The organism is Microbispora amethystogenes, from assembly GCF_016863015.1.
In the GTDB taxonomy this organism is placed as follows: domain Bacteria; phylum Actinomycetota; class Actinomycetes; order Streptosporangiales; family Streptosporangiaceae; genus Microbispora; species Microbispora amethystogenes.
On the sequence record NZ_BOOB01000064.1, the window covers coordinates 1 to 16548 of the forward strand.

Below are 16548 nucleotides of genomic sequence, written 5' to 3' on the forward strand. Positions count from 1 at the left end.
CCACGAGGCGCACGCCGACGTGAACGCGGCCAAGAACATTCTCAGGGCAGGGCTTGCCCTTCGCGACGCTGCGGAGGCGGCTTAGCGAGAAGCCGCTACCTTCAGGGAGCGGAGGAGTCACGAGGCCGAGGCTGACAGGTGCGCGCGTTGGTGGCCAATCGCCGAGACCACCCCGAGATCGGCCGGAGTCGCAGGTGAGAGGGCGTGCGGCGGGCGCCTGAACCGGACCTGACAGACTAGGGGTCATTCCCCCGTGCCCCGGCCGCCCACGTCGTACGGTGTGCTCCATGACGGGTTCCTTGACGGGCAAGGTCGCGCTGGTCGCCGGAGCGACCCGGGGCGCGGGCAGGGGAATAGCGGTCGAGCTGGGCGCCGCGGGCGCGACCGTCTACTGCACCGGACGGTCGAGCGAGTCCGGCCGCTCGGAGATGGACCGGCCGGAGACCATCGAGGAGACCGCGGCCCTGGTGGACGCGGCCGGCGGCCACGGCATCCCGGTGCGGGTGGACCACCTCGTGCCCGAGGAGGTGCGGGCGCTGGTCGCCCGGATCGAGAAGGAGCAGGGCGCCCTGCACGTCCTGGTCAACGACATCTGGGGCGCGACCAAGATGGAGTGGGACAAGCCGGTCTGGGAGTCGGACCTGGAGTACGGCCTCCACCAGCTCCGCCTGGCCGTGGACACCCACGCGATCACCAGCCACTTCGCGCTGCCTCTGCTGATCAAGAACCCGGGCGGCCTGGTGGTGGAGGTGACCGACGGCACCGACGAGTACAACGCCGCCAACTACCGGGTCTCCTTCTTCTACGACGTGGCCAAGGGCGCGGTCAGCCGCATCGCCTTCGCCCTGGCGCACGAGCTGGAGTCGTTCGGCTGCACGGCCGTGCTGCTCACCCCCGGATGGCTGCGCTCGGAGTTCATGCTGGAGCAGTTCGGCGTGAGCGAGGAGAACTGGCGCGACGCCACGAAGTTCTCCCCGCACTTCGCCATCTCCGAGACCCCCGCGTACGTGGGACGCGCTGTCGCGGCCCTCGCCGGCGACCCCGAGGTGGCGCGCTGGAACGGCCAGTCCCTCTCCAGCGGGCAGCTCGCGCGGGTCTACGACTTCACCGACGTCGACGGCAGTCAACCGGACGCGTGGCGCTATCTGGTCGAGGTGCAGGACCGCGGCCTGCCGGCCGACACGACGGGATACCGCTGAGCCGGCCGCGTGGAACGCGGGGAACGGCGGCGGCGAGATCGGGGTGAGAGCCCCTCTCGTTAGCGTGTGGCGGCGCTCCGACTCGCGGGCGTCGCCGTGGAAGACCGAACACGGCGGGGCTGAGGAGGAAGAACCGGTATGACGACGCTGACCGATGTCGCCTCCGGCTGGTCGCTGTCCGACCACGTGCCGGACCAGGTGATCGCGAGCTGCCTCTACGACACACAGGGCTGGCTGCGCGAGTGGGAGAACAATCCCATCGAGCACCGCGTGCGCCACGCCTACGTCCACACCCGGCCGGAGGGCGAGGACGGCTCGTCCGTGCTGCCGCTCTACCTCACCACCCAGTCGCCCTTCTGGCACGGGTACGAGGTGCAGGTCGGCCTGGTGGGCAGGTTCGGCAACCCGATCGTCTTCGCCGGGTCGACGTACTCGATGTACAGCAAGCGCGGGCGGGTGCCCGCCGAACTCATCCGCGGCGCGTACGACACCGCGATGGAGTGGATCGCGGACGGCGACGCGGAGACGCTGGTCGTGCCCAACCTCACCAAGGAGGGCGTGGCCGACTGGGTCGCCACCGTGGGCCCGCCGACCGGCCGGGTGCTGCTGGAGCGCACCTACTCCTGCGAGATGTCGCGCGACTACGAGGCCCACGTGCACGAGCGCCTGCCGAACAAGATCCGGCGGGACGTCGCGCGGCGGCTGCGCCGGGCGCACGAGCGCGGGCTGCGCGTCGAGATGGTCGAGGGTGACGCGGCGCACGACCTGGTTCCGGCGGCCTTCCCGCTGACGGTCGACACGAGCGACAAGAACGACTGGCCGGCGCTGTTCGACCAGGAGGCGCTGCACTCCATGCTGCGCGTGCCCGGGGCGATGATGCTCACCGCGAAGCTCGGCGACCGGCTCGTCGGCGCGTTCTTCGGGTTCCGCCGCGGCGACGAGGTCACGTACATGTGCGGCGGGGTCGAATACGCGACGCTGAACGAATACAGCACCTACATCGCGCTGATGTACGGCGGCACCCGGTGGGCCTACGAGAACGGGATGCGCCGCATCGAGTGGGGCCGGGACAACTACCGCTTCAAGGAGCGGCACGGCCTGACCGGGACCAACCTGTACGCCCTGGTCTACACGCCGCGGCCGCAGCCCGACCTCAGCGTGGACATCGCGCACATGCACTGGGTGCTGTTCGACTACATCGAGGCGCATTGATGTCACCTGCCCGGAGGCGTGCCGCGCTGCTGTTGATCGCGGTCATGAGCGTCAACGCCTCCTACACCGTGCTCATCCCGTTCGTGCCCGAGCTCCAGCAGCGCGCGGGAGCCGACCCGACGGTGATCGCGCTGACGTTCGCCCTGTTCGCCGCGGCCAAGACGCTGTCCCAGCCGCTCGGCGGGCTGTGGGTGGACCGCTGGCGGCCGGGGCACGTCGCGTTCGTCGCCCAGCTCGTCGCCGCCGTCGGCATCGTGATCACGGCGGTGGCCCGCGACCCGCAGACGCTGCTGGCGGGCCGCGTCTGCTGGGGGCTGGGGGAGGGGCTCGTGACGCCCGCCCTCTACGCGGGAATGGGCCTGCTGTGCCGCCGGTACGGCCTGTCGACCAGCCGGCTGATCGGCAACTTCGGCACCGCCGCGATGGCGGGCTTCCTCATCGGGCCGCTGGTCACCGGTGTGGCCGCGCCGCTGGGGCTGGAGGCGTTGTTCTTCGCGGGCGCGGCGGTCACGGCGGTGACCGCGTTCGGGCTGTTCCAGGCGATTCCCCGGTCCGGCGAGGAGGAGCCCGAGGAGGCCGAGGCGGACGCCGCGCCGGCCGCTGACGGCGCGGGCGCGGGCTCGGCGGGCCCCTGGTGGATGTGGGTGCTCGCGCTGGGCGCGCTGGACCTGTTCGCCAACGTGATCTACTCGGCCTTCGAGCCGATGCTGCCGCTCTACCTGAGCGCCGGCCGGGACGGCTCGGCACGCGGCACCATCTCGGTGGTCTTCGCCGTCGGCCTGGCCACCTTCGCCCTGTTCACCTGGGCACTCGGCCGCTACACCGAGCGGCTGCGGCTGATGACCCTGATCCGCGCCGGCATGGCGGCCATGGCCCTCGGCCTGGCGGGCCTGACCCTGAGCGCGGAGGTGGCGCCGGTCGCGGCGTCGTTCGTCCTGTGCATGGCCGGTTCCGCGGTGCTCTACCTGACCGCACGGCGGGGCCTCATCGAGCTGCGCTCCGCGATGAGCCGTCAGGGGAAGGCGTTCGGGCTGTTCGGTTTCATCGGCGACTCCGGCAACGTGATCGGCCCGATCATCGGTGTCGCGCTGTTCGGCTGGACCGGCGCCACCTCCTTCCTGCTGCTCGGCGTGCTCTGCGTGGTCGCGCTGGTGGGGCTGGCCGTGGCGTCCGGGCGGTTCCGCGGCGCGCGGGCGACCGATGCCACCGGGACCACCGAAACCGCCGAGGCGCAGGTGGAGGCGCAGGAGACCTCGCCAAGACCGTCCTGATATCGGCTCGGGTGACAGTGATCGTCAGACTTGTCGAGCAGAATGCGGAGAGATCGAACTCATGAGCGTCACGCACCAGCAGGTCATGGAGCCCATCGTCTGCGGGCATCCCGCGGCGGCCCGGTTGCTGCCCTCCTTCGACGTCGCGCGGCTTCTCGAGGATCTGGACCGCCTGGACGACCACCAGTGGGCGTTGCAGCAGACCTTCACCTCCGCCGGGCTGGCCGAGCGCGCCCCCTATGACTGGCGCGCGCTGCCGCTCCGCAGCCCGACGGGCCGTCCCGAGCGCACCGACCCCGGCGGCGCGGGCCTGGACGAGTTCGCCGACACGCCCTGGCTCGCCCAGGCCCCCTACTTCGCCGAGATCCTGGCGTCGATCCCGGCCCCCCTGCGCTGCGTGCGACTGCTCGCGCTCGGGCCGGGCGCCGTCGGCGAGGTCCACTTCGACACCAAGGTCGGCTTCCCGTGGGGCAACCTGCGGCTGCACGTGCCGATCACGACCAACCCCGGCGCCGCCCTGATCATCGAAGGGGTGGAGCACCGGTGGCAGCCCGGCACGTTCTGGTTCGGCGACTTCGGCCGGTGGCACCAGGTGCTCAACACCGGCCAGGACAAGCGCATCCACATGATCGTCGACACGCTGATCACACCGGAGACGCTGAGCCTGTTCCCGCCGGACTTCCTCGACACGCTGTCCGCCGACGAGGTGCTCTACGCCCGTCCCGCCGTGCCGCTGGAGGACCCCGAGCGCTACCACTGCGCGTTCGAGATCCCCGCGTCGTTCGCCGACTGGGAGGAGGCGGAGGGACAGTTCCTGCTGCCCCAGCCGAAGCTCGCGGCGACCATCGAGAGCGATGCCGACGGGAACCGCCTGGTCCTGACGCTGGACGGCGAGCCGACGTTCGGCCTCGTCCACGTCGGCGAGGGCGAGTTCCGCTTCACCGGATGGACGGAGGAGCGCACCCTCCAGGTCGTGCCCGGCGGCGCGGCGCCGGCCGTCGTCCTGCGGACCCGCAGGGGCACCGCCGAGCGCCGGCTGGAGATCCCCGCCACCCGGCGGATCCCGTCCGCGGCGTGAACCGTCGTCCCGTCCCGCCGGGCGGCGCGGCCCGGCGGGACGGTCACGACCGGCCGAGGAGGAGACAGTGAAGATCGAGACGGTGAACGGCCTGACCATCGGGCTGGTCGACGCGGACGAAGCCGAGAGCGGCGGATGGGAGCGCCACCGGGGCGAGCTGGACCTGGTCCGGGTCGTGGGCCCGCCCCCGGAGTCGTGGCCGCGGCTGCGCGCCGCGGGCTTCGCCGTCCACCCCTCGTGGATCACCTGGATGGCCCCGGTCGCCGCGTCGGAGGAGGAGTTCCTGAGCCGGCTGTCGGTGCAGGAACGGCGCAACGTGCGCCTCGGGCTGCGCTACGCGGCCGGCCGTGACGTCCGGATGGACGTGGCCGACCCGGTGGACGACCTCGTCTTCGACGACTTCCTCAAGCTGTACGAGCCGCACATCGGCGGCATGCGGCACGGCGTGCCGTACGCGAGCATGGAGCGCGAGGAGATCCTCGGCATGCGCGAGGACTACTTCGCCGTGCAGGCGTTCGAGGACGGCACGCTCGTGGGCTGCTGCATGTGCCGCAAGCGCGCCGACGCCTCGACCGTGGTGATCCGGTTCGTGACCACGACCCAGGACAGCCGGCAGCACCGCATCGTCCGCGCCATGTACATGCGGGTGTTCGCCAAGGCCCGCGAGATGGGCTACCAGAGCGTCTCGCTGGGCACCGACCCCGCGCTCTACGGCCACATCGCCAAGCCGGGGCTGTTCCGCTTCAAGAGCCGGCTGGGCTTCACCCCGATCCCGGCGCGGTTGTTCGGCACCATGGACGACCCCGACGAGGCCACCCGGGTGCTCCGCCTCGACACGCTCACCGAGCCGTCGTTGCTGATCTCGTACGCCCCGGACGCCGGAAGCGAGGAGATCACCTTCGACACCCCGCTCCACCTGGACGTGCTGACCGGCGAGGACACCGACGACCCGGAGGCGGACCTGGGGCCGTACCGGGCGCCGTTCCTCACCGGCCTCGGCGTGGTGCGGATCGGCTGAGTCCCGGCCCGGCCCCTGGCCGGGGTGTCAGGCCGAGCCCGGATGCTCCACCAGGGCGAGCGCCCTGGTGGGGCTGCCCGAGCCGCCCACGATGGGCAGCGGCCCCACCATCAGCACGGCGCCGGTGGGCGGCAGCAGGGAGAGGTTGCGCAACTGCGTGAGGCCGTACTTCCCCGCGCCGTGGAAGTACCAGTGACACGGGTAGGGCCGGTCGGCGAACTCGCCCGCGAGGCCGGCGTCGGTGCCCACGGTCTCCACGCCGATGCCGATGACCGGGGTCCGCTCGGCCAGCCAGCGCGCGCACTCCGGCGCGACGCCGGGGGTGTGCCCCTCGTTCAGGAACCGCGCCGGGTCCTCACGGCGGGCGTCCCAGCCGGTGCGGTAGAGCAGCCAGCCGCCCTCCGGAAGCTCGCCGTGGCTCTCCTGCCAGCGCTCGACGTGCTCGCGGCGCAGCAGGAAGTCGGGGTCGGCCGCCGCCTCCGCGGTGAAGTCGAGCACGACGGCCGGCCCCACGAGACGCCCGGGCGGCACCTCCGACACGTCGTGGGTGCCCTTGCCCGACAGCCAGTGCACGGGCGCGTCGAAGTGCGTGCCCGTGTGCTCCGACAGGCGGATGTTGTTCCAGTAGACGGTGGGCCCGGCGGCGTCGTAGTCGCTGATGACCTCGCGGGAGAACGGCCACGGCTGGCCGCGCTCCGGTGGAAGCTGGATGATCGGCGTCTGCTCGGAGAGCGGAGCGGTCAGGTCGACGACCTCGACGACGCCGCGGCGCATCGCGTGGACGAGGTCGGTGAGCAGGCCCACGTCAGGCCACCATGATCTCGTCGCCGGAGACCTTCAGCTTGAAGGCGGGCAGCGGCTGGTCGGCCGGGCCGAAGGTGACCGAGCCGTCGCTGATGGCGAACCTGCTGATGTGGCAGGGGCAGACGATCTCGCCGTCCGACACCTCGTCCACCCGGCAGCCCCGGTGGGTGCACAGCGCGGAGAACGCCTTGAAGGTGCCGGCCTCCGGCTGCGTCACCACGACGTCGAGGTCGGAGAGCACGTGGCCGCCGCCGACGGGCACGTCCGCGGTCCGGCCGAGGGAGGTGCCGCTCGGCGGCGCGTCCGCCGTACGGGCGACCTCGCACCCGGAGAGCGCGGCGGTCGCGGCGGCCGCGGCGGCCGCGCCCGTCCCCGCGAGTACGGCGCGTCGGCTGTAGGTGGGGCTCATCGGTTACCTCCGGAGAAGACTCCCGCCTCCGGCGGGGAGGGATCGGATCGTGATGAGAGGAGGGCGGTCAGCCCTTCGCGAGCGAGAGCTCCCCGGCGGACGCCGAGGCACGTAGAGCGGACGCGAACCGCTCGCCGGACACGCCGGTGGCGGACAGATGGCCGTCGGGCCGGGCCAGCCACCACACCGGCCGGTCCAGCCCGCCGTACGTGCTGGGCAGCGCCTGCCCGGCGGCCCGGACGAGGGTGGTCCCGGCGGGCGCCGCGGCGGCGGGGGCGTCCGGGGGGACCACGATCACGAGGCGGGCGGGAAGGTCCCACGGGCGCGACCGCGCGGCCTCGACCACCGGCAGCGCCTCGGCCACGCCGGGCGCGAAGACCAGGCCGGTGAAGCCCGCGCCGAGAAGCCGGCGCAGCCGGGTCGGCACGCCGTCCACGGTGACCTCGCCGTCGGGCGCGAACGCTCCCAGCAGCGGATGTCCCCGCTCGACGATGGGGGAGTCGGTGTAGGTGTGGGGCTCGGCCATCTTGCCGCTGTTGACGTGGCGGCGCGCGAGGCCGAGGATGCGCGACAGCCGCAGCAGCGCAGCGCGGGCCCAGCGCCTGGCCAGGTTGGGCGGCACCATGAAGCGGATGGTCGCCTCGGTGACCCGCAGGTTCTCCAGCGCGGCGGCGTACCGCTCGGTGTGGTAGCTGTCCAGCAGTTCCTCGCCGCCGCGGCCCGACAGGACGAGCGCGAGCTTCCAGGCGAGGTTGTCGGCGTCCTGGATGCCGCTGTTCATGCCGCGCGAGCCGTACGGCGGCAGCGCGTGCGCCGCGTCGCCGGCGAACAGCACCCGGCCCACCCGGAGCCGCTCGACCACCCGCTGGTGGAAGCGGTAGGTGCTGACCCAGTCCACCTCGTACGGGATGTCGCCGATGACCGCCCTGACCCGCTGGTCGAACCGGCCGTCGGCGCGCTCGGCGTCGATGTCGGCGTCCGGCGGCAACTGCCAGTCGATGCGCCAGATGTCGTGCGGCTGCGGGTGCATGACGAGCTGCCGGCCGGGGTTGAAGTGCGGGTCGTAGTGGAAGTGCCGCTCCTGCGCCAGCGGCAGCTTCGCCTTGATGTCGGTGATGAGGAACCGGTCGCGATGGGTGTAGCCGGTCCACCGGACGCCCATCAGCTCCCGGAGCCTGCTGCGCACGCCGTCACAGGCGACCAGGTAGGAGAAGGCGAGCTCCCGCTCACCCGCGCCGGTGCGCACGCGGACGGCCACACCGTCCCCGTCCTGGCGCACGTCGGTCACCTCGTGGTCCCACCGCAGGTCGCAGAGGGGTTCGGCCTCCACCGCCCGCACCAGGATCTGCTCGATGCGGTGCTGGGAGATGTTGACGAACGGCCCGAAGCCGGGGCCGCGCGGATACTCGGCCGCCCTGATCTCCCGGTTGCGCACGTAGGTCCGGGCGACGTCCCAGGTCACGCCCTCCTCGGCGATCGGGTCCGCGCAGCCGAACTTGTCCAGCACCTCCAGCACGTCGCCCTGGATCAGGCACGCCTTGGACCCCTGCTTGACCAGGTGCGGGTTCGCCTCCAGCAGCACGCACGGCACGCCCTGACCGGCCAGCCGCAGCGCCGCGACCAGTCCCACCGGCCCGGCGCCGACGATGCCGACCGGTGCCTCGACTCCGTTCACGGCGCCCTCCTCGTCTCCTTGTCGGCCTCCAGGACGGCCTCGCCGTCCGCGTGCAGGCCGTTGCCGTTGGTGTGCACGCTGTGGGGGTGCGCGCCGTTGCCGTTGGCGGGCGCGCCGTTCTGCAGGGTGGTGCGGAACACCGGCAGGTCGCGGACGGCCGCCAGATAGGGCGTGCCCTGCGTGTATCCGGTGCCGGAGGCCTCGCCCAGCATGCGCACGGCCAGCCGGTAGTGGGTCTGGCGCCAGCGGGCGAGGGTCCGCGCGAAGGACTCCATCGCCGCGCCGAGCCGGACGCGGTCCGGCTCGGGCACGCCGGAGCCGAGCAGCGCGGCGCAGGCCTCGTCCAGGGTCTCCTGACCGGCCAGCACCCGCATGCGCACGTCCGGCACCGAGAAGTAGGCCTGCGAGTCGATCCGGCCCGGGTCGGGCATGCTGCACAGCGACTCGACCAGCTTGTAGTTGCGCGACTGGATCGCGCTCGCGCCCTCGGTGAACTGGCGGAAGGTGCGGAACGCCTCGACCTGCATGGTGGCGAGCATCGAGAACAGCGGTCCCGACTCCTCCAGCGCGGCCCGGGAGCCGTCGAGGAAGTACACCGCCCGGTCCACCTCACCCTGCCGCAGCGCCGCGATCGCGCCGCGCAGGTGCGTGGACAGCAGCGCGAACGTGGTCTCGAACGCCTGGAGCACGCGCAGGAAGAGATACTCGTCGTGGATGGTGTCGACGGGCAGGATGCTCAGCTTCATGGCCCGCCGCTCGGCGAAGGACATGTCGCCGCGGACCGCCGCGCACGCCTGGCGGGCCTGGTCGGCGGGGCCCACCTCGGTCAGCCCCGAGTCGAGCGCCATCCGGCCCAGCACCGGCCGCAGCACCCGCAGCCCGTGCCGGTAGCGCTTGCCGACCAGGGCGGCGTCCGGCCGCATCCGGGGCAGCAGCGTCGTACGGCCGTCCCGGGCGGCCAGCTCGAAGGCCAGCGCGTCGGCCACGAGCTGGGCGATCAGCCGGTCGCAGCGAGGCCGCGCGAAGAGGGCCTGTTCCAGGGGATCGTCCGGCCCGGGGAGCTGGAGCAGCGAAAGCGCCAGATAGGTCGGGTAGTCGTAGCGCTGGTCGGGTTTGTCCAGGGCGGTGTCGAGGAAACTGGCGAGCGTGTGGACGTGCGGCCACGGTCCGTGCAGCGACGGCAGCAGCGTCCGCGCCTCCGCCAGCATCCGGAGCAGTTCCGGGGGCACGAAGTGCTTGCCGACGTGGTGATATTCGCGCACCACTGCGGCGTAGGGGAACTTCATGAGGTCGGGCTTGCGCAGCCAGGAGCTCAGCTCAGCTGTGGACACGGACACCACCGCACGATCCATGCTTGCTTCGGTACGCCGAGACGGCCGCGCACAGGGCCGCGACGTCGCCGGCGTCGTTGTAGAAATGACACGAGATCCGGACGTACCGGCCTCGTGGGCTCACGCTGACGCCGTGCTCGGCGAGGAACCGGGCCAGCGACTCGGGCTCGGGGTCGAAGAGGCAGACGTGCGCGCCGCGGGCCCGCCGGGGCGGCAGGACGACGTGCTCGCCCCGCTCGCGCAGGCTTCCGGCGGCCAGGTCGGTCAGGGCCAGCACGTGGTCCCGCACCTCGGCGAGGTCGAGCGGCTCGACGAGGTCGAACCCCGCGTTGGCCGCGTAGGCCGCCGGCACCGAGGGCGTCCCGGTCTCGAACCGGGTGGCCGCGGCGGGGAAGTCCAGCAGGCGCACGTCGAAGGCGAAGGGATCGACGCGCCCGAACCACCCGGTCAGCACGGGATCGAGACCGAGGGACCCCGGCGCGCGTACGTAGAGGAAGGCCAGGCCGGGCAGGCCGAGCAGATACTTCATCGTGCCGGCCACCAGGAAGTCGCAGCCGAGCTCATCCACCCGTACGGGCCGGACCCCCACGGCCTGGTAGGCGTCCACGAACACCGGGGCACCGGCGGCGTGCGCGACCGCCGCGATCTCGGCGACCGGCATGACGCGGCCCTCGGCGTAGGTCACCAGCGGCACCGACACCAGCCGGGTGCGCTCGTCGATCAGCGCGGCGTAGTCGCCGGCAGGATCGTCCGTACTGTCGGCGCCGTCGTCCACGGGTTCCCCGGGGCGGGGCGCGTGCACGACCTCGGTGCCGTCGCGTCCCTGCGCGAGCCACACGTGGGAGATCGACGGGAACTCCGCCGCGCTGCTCACGATCCGGTGGCGTCCCCGCCGGCCCAGGGTCGAGGCCACCTGGTAGGCCCCGACGGAGGCGTTGGGCACCACGGCCACGCGCTCGGTGTCCGCGCCGATGAGCCGGGCGAACCGGGCGCGCGCCCGGTCGACCTGCCGCGAGAACCGCTCCCAGGCACCGCCTCCCAGGGTCATGTCCGCCGCCATCCGCCCCAGTGACTGGTCGAGGTCGGTGGAGCGGGCGCCCAGGCTGCAACTCGACAGGTGCACCGTGCGTTCCAGCATCGGGAAGCGTCGCCGGAACGCCGCCGCGGCGCTGCTCGTGCCGCTCATAACGCGGTCTCTGCCATGGGGCCGGTGCGGGTGAGCTCGTCGCGCAGCTCCCACAGCTCGGGGAAGAACTTGTAGTTGATCAGGCTGGCCAGGACGTCCACAGGGGTCCCCTGGGTGCCCACGACCTGATGCCCGATAACCCGCGTCGCCATCTTGTAGTGCCGTACGCGCCACAGGGAGATGCGCTCGTCCCACTCGATGAGCGCCTCGGCCAGCCGGTGTTCGGGGCTGTGGAGCCCGCTCCGGTACAGCTCCGCGAGGTCGAGCCCGGTCTGGCGGACCATGGCGGCGAACGCCGCTTCGAGCCGGCGCCCGCACCGCCGGATGGCCCGCCAGCCGGGTGAGTCCGCGCCCGAGCCGTGCCCCAGCACCGTGCGGATCAGCTGGAAGTCCCAGGGCGACAGATGCCGCATCATCTCCAGCTGGCCGGTCACCAGCTCGATGCCCAGGGACGCCCGGCCGAGCAGGCCCGTGGCGCTCTCCAGCTCTCCGGCGCCGATGCGCTCGGCGGCCTCGTCGAGGTCGGCGCAGGTGAGCTTCAGCCACAGTTCGGTGGTCTGGTGCACGACCTGGAAGAGCAACTCGTCCCGGTGCACGACCTCGTCCGGGCCGCGCTGCAGGGACAGCAAGGTATCGGTCCGCATATACCTCGCGTAATCGGTGTCACCCTCGCCGGTGAGCACCTGCTTGGAGTAGTCCTTCATTAGCGAACCCCAATGTCTCACTCGTCGACATTCATGGGGCGACGGTACGAGGACGTCCTATCATCCGGGTCTCAGTGAATTGCCGGTTATGCACAGACGTACGGAGAATCGGAGACCCGGCACAGCCGGGCCGTCAATTCCTCCGCAGGGCGAATCGACAAACAATGGACGGGAGAATCCATGTTTGCTGCCCGGAAACTGCTGGGCCTTGTCGGCGTATTGCTGATGACGGCCGCGTTCACGCTCGCGCCGGGAGCGGCCGGAGCCGCCGGAGCTGCCGGAGCCGAGGAGGTGACGTTCACCAGCGACGGAACGCGATTGAACGGCACCGTTTTCGCTCCTCCCGGGACGGGCCACCGGCGCCCCGGCCTGGTGCTCGTCTCGGTGTCCGGCTGGATGCCGCGCGAGGAACTGCACAAGATGGTCGCGCCCTTCGTCGACGCGGGCGTCGTGACGTTCGTCTACGAAAAGCGGACGGCCGGATATTCGGCGACCCAGCGGTCCTATTCCCGGCTCGCCGACGACGCGCTGGCCGCGGTGCGGCTGCTGCGCGCCCGCCCGGACGTCGACCCGGACCGGGTGGGACTGTGGGGCGTCAGCGAGGGAGGCTGGGTCGCGCCGCTGGTGGCGGCGCGCTCGCCGGAGGTCGGCTTCGTGGTGCTGCTGGCGGCCAGCGGCGTGCAGCCGGCCCGGCAGACGGCCTGGCACCTGGACAACCTGCTGCGGCACGACGGCGTGTCCGGCCCGCTCGCGCTCAACGGCGTCCGGCTGGCCGAGGGGCTCGGGCAGTTTCCCGAGGCCGCCTTCGACCCCGCGTCCGCGCTGACCCGGATGCGTCAGCCGGTCTTCGCCGTGTGGGGGGCGGACGACCACACCGTCCCGCCCGCCGAGTCGATGGCGGTCGTCCGGAACGCTCTGGAGGCGGGCGGCAACCACGACTACACGATGCGGGTGGTCTCGTCGGCCACCCATCCGCTCGCCCGCGGCACGACCTGGATCGTCCCCGAGTTCTACGACCTGGTGGTGGCGTGGCTGAAGAGCCCGGAGGCGGCCGGGCGGTCCGACGCGCCGCCCGCGCAGGAGCGGACCAGCCTGCCCGTCGAGCCGCGCACCTGGTACGAGTCGGCCTGGGCGCAGGGCGGCGCGCTGGTGCTGATGGCGGTGCTGTTCTCCGCCTACCTGGGCGCCGGGCTCGCCGGGCGAAGGCGGCGGCGCAGGGCCGCGGCGGCTCAGGGATCGGCGCGAGGGCCGGAGCAGGGATCACAGCAGGGGCCGGAGCAACAGCCACAGCGAGGCTCGCAGCTGGGCTCACAGCGGGACTCGCAACCGGAGCCACGGCGGGACTCACAGCGGGATTCACAGCGGGATTCACGGCATGATCCGGGGATGCGCCGGACCGCCCGGCTCCTGGCGGTCTGCGGGCTGCTCGCCCCCCTCGGCCTCGTCTGCTACGTCGTCGCCCTCCTGCTCACCCAGCGTACGGGCGCCGTCGGCGGGGTGGTGGTGCCGTACCTGGCGCTCCGTGGGATCGTCCTGCTCGCCGTCGCCGCGATGGCCTTCGTCGCGGCCGGATGGTGGCGCGCCCGGCGGCGGATCACGCGGGCCGAGCGCGTACGGCTGGGCCTGCTCCTCGGCGGCGGCGCGGTGCTGCTGCCCTGGGCGGCCTACTGGGGCCTGCTGTTCGGTTGAACCATTCGGATGAACGTGTCCGGACGACCCTGTCCGGACGACCCTGTTCGAACGGCCCTGCTCGGACGGCCCTGCTCGGACGGCTCTGTTTGCACGGCCCTGTTTGCACGGCCCACGGCCGCGTCGATCGGGGACCGTCCAGCGAATGCCGTCTGTCGCGGGCCGGGCACGACTCGCCGGGCACGAGCGGAGACCGAGGTGATAACCCGGATGTCTAGCGTCGCAGCCGTGGCACTTCTCGGGTGGCTGAAACCGCAGCGGGCGCGATTCCAGGTCGCCGCGCTCGTCGTCGCCGCGCTCGGCGTGACCGCCCTGACCCTGCACACCCAGCGGCCCGCCGAGGTGCGCGTGGAGAGCGCCTTCGTCGAGGTTCCCGCCGGGCCCGGCGCGTCCGGGCGGGTGAGCCTGGACACCAGCCTCTACCTGCCGACGCGCACCCCCGCGCCCGCGGTCCTGCTGGCCCACGGGTTCGGCGGCGACAAGCACAGCGTGGACGCCGAGGCGTACGAACTGGCCGAGGCCGGCTTCGTCGTGCAGACCTACACGGCGCGCGGGTTCGGCCGCAGCGGCGGGCGGATCGGCCTGAACGACCCCGATCTGGAGGTCGCCGACGCGCGGCGCCTGCTCGACCGGCTGGCCCAGCGGGCCGACGTGCTCAAGGACGGCCCGGGCGACCCCAAGGTGGCGGTCTCCGGGGCGTCGTACGGCGGAGCGCTGGCGCTGCTGCTGGCCGGGCTCGACCGGCGGATCGACGCGCTCGTCCCCGTGATCACCTACAACGACCTGATGCAGGCGCTGCTGCCGAACTCGGCCGGCGGCCCGGCGGCGGTCACGCCGTCCGCGTCGGCCTTCGCCGCCGGAGGCGTCTTCAAGAGTTCGTGGGCCGGCTGGCTCTACTCGATGGGCTTCGGCAGCGACCCGGGCGGCGGGGGCGGCCAGTTCGGCGGATCCCCCCAGTGTGGCCGGTTCACGCCGGAGATCTGCCGGGCCTACACGGAACTGGCCACCACGGGCGCGCCGACCCCGGCGTTGGAGCGGCTGCTGCACCGGCTCTCGCCCACGTCGGTGACGGGCCGCATCACCGCGCCGACCCTGCTGGTGCAGGGCGAGCAGGACACGCTTTTCGGGCTCGACCACGCCGACGTCACCGCGCGCCAGATCGCCCGCGCGGGCGCCTCCGTGCAGGTGGTGTGGTACGCGGGCGGCCACGACGGCGACCGTCCCGACGCCGCGCTCCGGGCGCGCATCGCGGACTGGTTGCGCCTGCGGCTGCTCGGCCGGGGGACCGACCCGTTCGGCCCCTTCGAATACCAGGTGCAGGGCTCGATCCGGCCGGACGGCTCGGCGGCGGTGCGCACCGTGCGGGCCCGCGCCTACCCCGGGCTGCTGTCCGGCGCGACCGGAAGCTGGTCCGCCAAGCTCATCGGCGGGGAGCAGACGATCGTCAATCCGCCGGGAGGCCAGCCGGCCGCCGTGAGCGGCATCCCCGGGCTTAACGGCTACCTGTCGCGCACGCCGTGGCTCGCCTCGCTGGTCGGCATGGACCTGCCCGGGCAGTCGGCGAAGTTCTCCACCACCGCGCTGAAGGCGCCGCTGCTGGTGGCCGGCGTGCCCACCGTACGGCTGCGGGTCTCGGCGGTCGGCGCGCCGGGGGACGGCGCGCTGTTCCTCAAGCTGTACGACAAGGGCCCCGACGGCACCAGGACGCTGCCCGGCAACGGGGTCGCGGCCGTCCGGCTGCCGTCGCTGCCCGCCGACGGGTCACCGGTCGAGGTGACGGTGAGCCTGCCCGGCATCGTCCACTCGGCGGTGAGCGGACACGAGCTTGAGCTGACCGTGGCGACCACCGACCAGACCTACCGCCCGTCGTCCGCCCCGGCGGTCTATCGCGTGGCGGTGATCGGCGCGCTGCGGGCGCCCGTCGTGCCGGGCACGCCGATGGAGACGGCCTGGCCGGTCGGCAAACTCCTCGGCATCGCCGCCGTCCTCGGCGCGGGACTGCTGCTCAGCGTGATCGCGGGGATGCGGCGCCGGCAGCCCGACTTCGATCCCGCGCTGGCCGGCACCCCACTGGTGGTCGAGGGGCTGACGAAGAGCTATCCCGGCGGAGTGAAGGCGGTGGACGGGCTGTCCTTCCGCGTCGGGCGCGGGCAGGTCCTCGGCCTGCTCGGGCCGAACGGCGCGGGCAAGACGACGACCCTGCGCATGATGCTCGGGCTGGTGACGCCGACGGCGGGCACCGTGCGGGTCTTCGGCCACCGGATCACGCCGGGCGCCCCGGTGCTGTCGCGGATCGGGGCCTTCGTGGAGGGCGCCGGTTTCCTCCCGCACCTGTCGGGGTCCGAGAACCTGCGGCTCTACTGGGCGGCCACGGGCCGGCCGGCCGCCGAGGCCCGGCTGGACGACGCGCTGGAGATCGCCGGCCTGGGCGACGCCGTGGAGCGCAGGGTGGGCACCTACAGCCAGGGCATGCGGCAGCGGCTGGCCATCGCGCAGGCCATGCTGGGGCTGCCGGACCTGCTGGTGCTCGACGAGCCCACCAACGGTCTCGACCCTCCGCAGATCCACCACCTGCGCGGGGTGCTCCGGCGCTACGCCGCGACCGGCCGTACGGTGCTCGTCTCCTCGCATCTGCTCGCGGAGGTGGAGCAGACCGCGAACCGGGTGGTCGTGATCCACCGGGGCCGCGTGATCGCCGACGACGCCGTGGGCGCCATCACGGCCGGGTCGGGGGAGACCGGCTTCGCCGTGGACCGCCCGGACGTCGCCGCCGGTCTGCTCCGTGCGGTGCCCGGCGTCTCCGGCGTACGCGTCGAGGACGGCACCGTGTACGCCAACCTCGACGGCGTCGCCCGTGGGGAGACCGTGCAGCGGCTGGTTCTCGCGGGCGTGGCCGTCGACCGGGTGGGGCCGCGGCAACGGCTGGAGGAAGCCTTCCTGCGGCTCGTCCAGGAGGAATCGTGAGGAGTGTG

Annotated in this window: 13 protein-coding genes; 7 read left to right on the forward strand and 6 right to left on the reverse strand. The window is 72.7% G+C overall.

Annotation, left to right across the window (positions count from 1 at the left end; all coding sequences use genetic code 11):
* The first annotated feature begins 287 nt into the window (after positions 1 to 287).
* The 5 genes from Mam01_RS33580 to Mam01_RS33600 all read left to right on the forward strand — a co-directional run bounded on the left by Mam01_RS33580 (position 288) and on the right by Mam01_RS33600 (position 5778).
* Positions 288 to 1199 (forward strand): SDR family oxidoreductase, encoded by a 912-nt coding sequence (locus Mam01_RS33580; protein WP_204289196.1) that lies wholly within the window; start codon positions 288 to 290, stop codon positions 1197 to 1199.
* 138 nt (positions 1200 to 1337) lie between these two features.
* Positions 1338 to 2411, forward strand: a complete 1074-nt coding sequence (locus Mam01_RS33585; RefSeq protein WP_204289197.1) for a GNAT family N-acetyltransferase — start codon at positions 1338 to 1340, stop codon at positions 2409 to 2411.
* The gene (locus tag Mam01_RS33590) at positions 2411 to 3682 is read left to right on the forward strand and encodes an MFS transporter (RefSeq protein ID WP_204289198.1); all 1272 of its coding nucleotides are present in this window, start codon (positions 2411 to 2413) and stop codon (positions 3680 to 3682) included. Before Mam01_RS33585 ends, Mam01_RS33590 begins: the two co-directional genes overlap by 1 nt.
* Positions 3683 to 3743: 61 nt before the next feature.
* Positions 3744 to 4760: an aspartyl/asparaginyl beta-hydroxylase domain-containing protein gene (locus Mam01_RS33595; protein WP_204289199.1), complete on the forward strand. Its 1017-nt coding sequence runs from the start codon at positions 3744 to 3746 to the stop codon at positions 4758 to 4760.
* 67 nt (positions 4761 to 4827) lie between these two features.
* Positions 4828 to 5778, forward strand: coding sequence for a GNAT family N-acetyltransferase (locus Mam01_RS33600; protein ID WP_204289200.1), 951 nt, complete (start codon positions 4828 to 4830; stop codon positions 5776 to 5778).
* Positions 5779 to 5805: 27 nt separating this feature from the next.
* On the opposite strand, the gene Mam01_RS33605 is transcribed toward Mam01_RS33600, so the two are convergent.
* From Mam01_RS33605 to Mam01_RS33630, 6 genes are all read right to left on the reverse strand, one after another.
* Entirely contained in the window at positions 5806 to 6582 is a 777-nt protein-coding gene (locus Mam01_RS33605; protein WP_204289201.1) for a cyclase family protein, read from the reverse strand.
* Between the two features lies 1 nt (position 6583).
* On the reverse strand, positions 6584 to 6991 hold the full coding sequence (locus tag Mam01_RS33610; RefSeq protein ID WP_204289202.1) for a Rieske (2Fe-2S) protein: 408 nt from the start codon (positions 6989 to 6991) through the stop codon (positions 6584 to 6586).
* A gap of 67 nt (positions 6992 to 7058) precedes the next feature.
* A complete protein-coding gene (locus Mam01_RS33615) occupies positions 7059 to 8666 on the reverse strand; it encodes an FAD-dependent monooxygenase (RefSeq protein WP_204289203.1) in 1608 nt (535 codons plus the stop codon).
* The gene (locus Mam01_RS33620; RefSeq protein ID WP_204289204.1) at positions 8663 to 10018 is read right to left on the reverse strand and encodes a tryptophan 2,3-dioxygenase; all 1356 of its coding nucleotides are present in this window, start codon (positions 10016 to 10018) and stop codon (positions 8663 to 8665) included. The genes Mam01_RS33615 and Mam01_RS33620 overlap by 4 nt, the downstream gene beginning before the upstream one ends.
* Entirely contained in the window at positions 9984 to 11183 is a 1200-nt protein-coding gene (locus Mam01_RS33625; protein WP_204289205.1) for an aminotransferase class V-fold PLP-dependent enzyme, read from the reverse strand. The genes Mam01_RS33620 and Mam01_RS33625 overlap by 35 nt, the downstream gene beginning before the upstream one ends.
* Positions 11180 to 11887 carry a tryptophan 2,3-dioxygenase family protein gene (locus Mam01_RS33630; protein ID WP_275409125.1) on the reverse strand — a complete coding sequence of 236 codons (708 nt, stop codon included), beginning with the start codon at positions 11885 to 11887 and terminating at the stop codon, positions 11180 to 11182. The genes Mam01_RS33625 and Mam01_RS33630 overlap by 4 nt, the downstream gene beginning before the upstream one ends.
* A gap of 180 nt (positions 11888 to 12067) precedes the next feature.
* On the opposite strand from Mam01_RS33630, the gene Mam01_RS33635 reads away from it, so the two are divergent.
* Together Mam01_RS33635 and Mam01_RS33640 are read left to right on the forward strand one after the other, a co-directional pair.
* The gene (locus tag Mam01_RS33635; protein WP_204289207.1) at positions 12068 to 13576 is read left to right on the forward strand and encodes an alpha/beta hydrolase family protein; all 1509 of its coding nucleotides are present in this window, start codon (positions 12068 to 12070) and stop codon (positions 13574 to 13576) included.
* Between the two features lie 228 nt (positions 13577 to 13804).
* Complete coding sequence (locus Mam01_RS33640) at positions 13805 to 16540, forward strand: alpha/beta fold hydrolase (RefSeq protein WP_204289208.1); 2736 nt, start codon at positions 13805 to 13807, stop codon at positions 16538 to 16540.
* Positions 16541 to 16548: the final 8 nt, after the last annotated feature.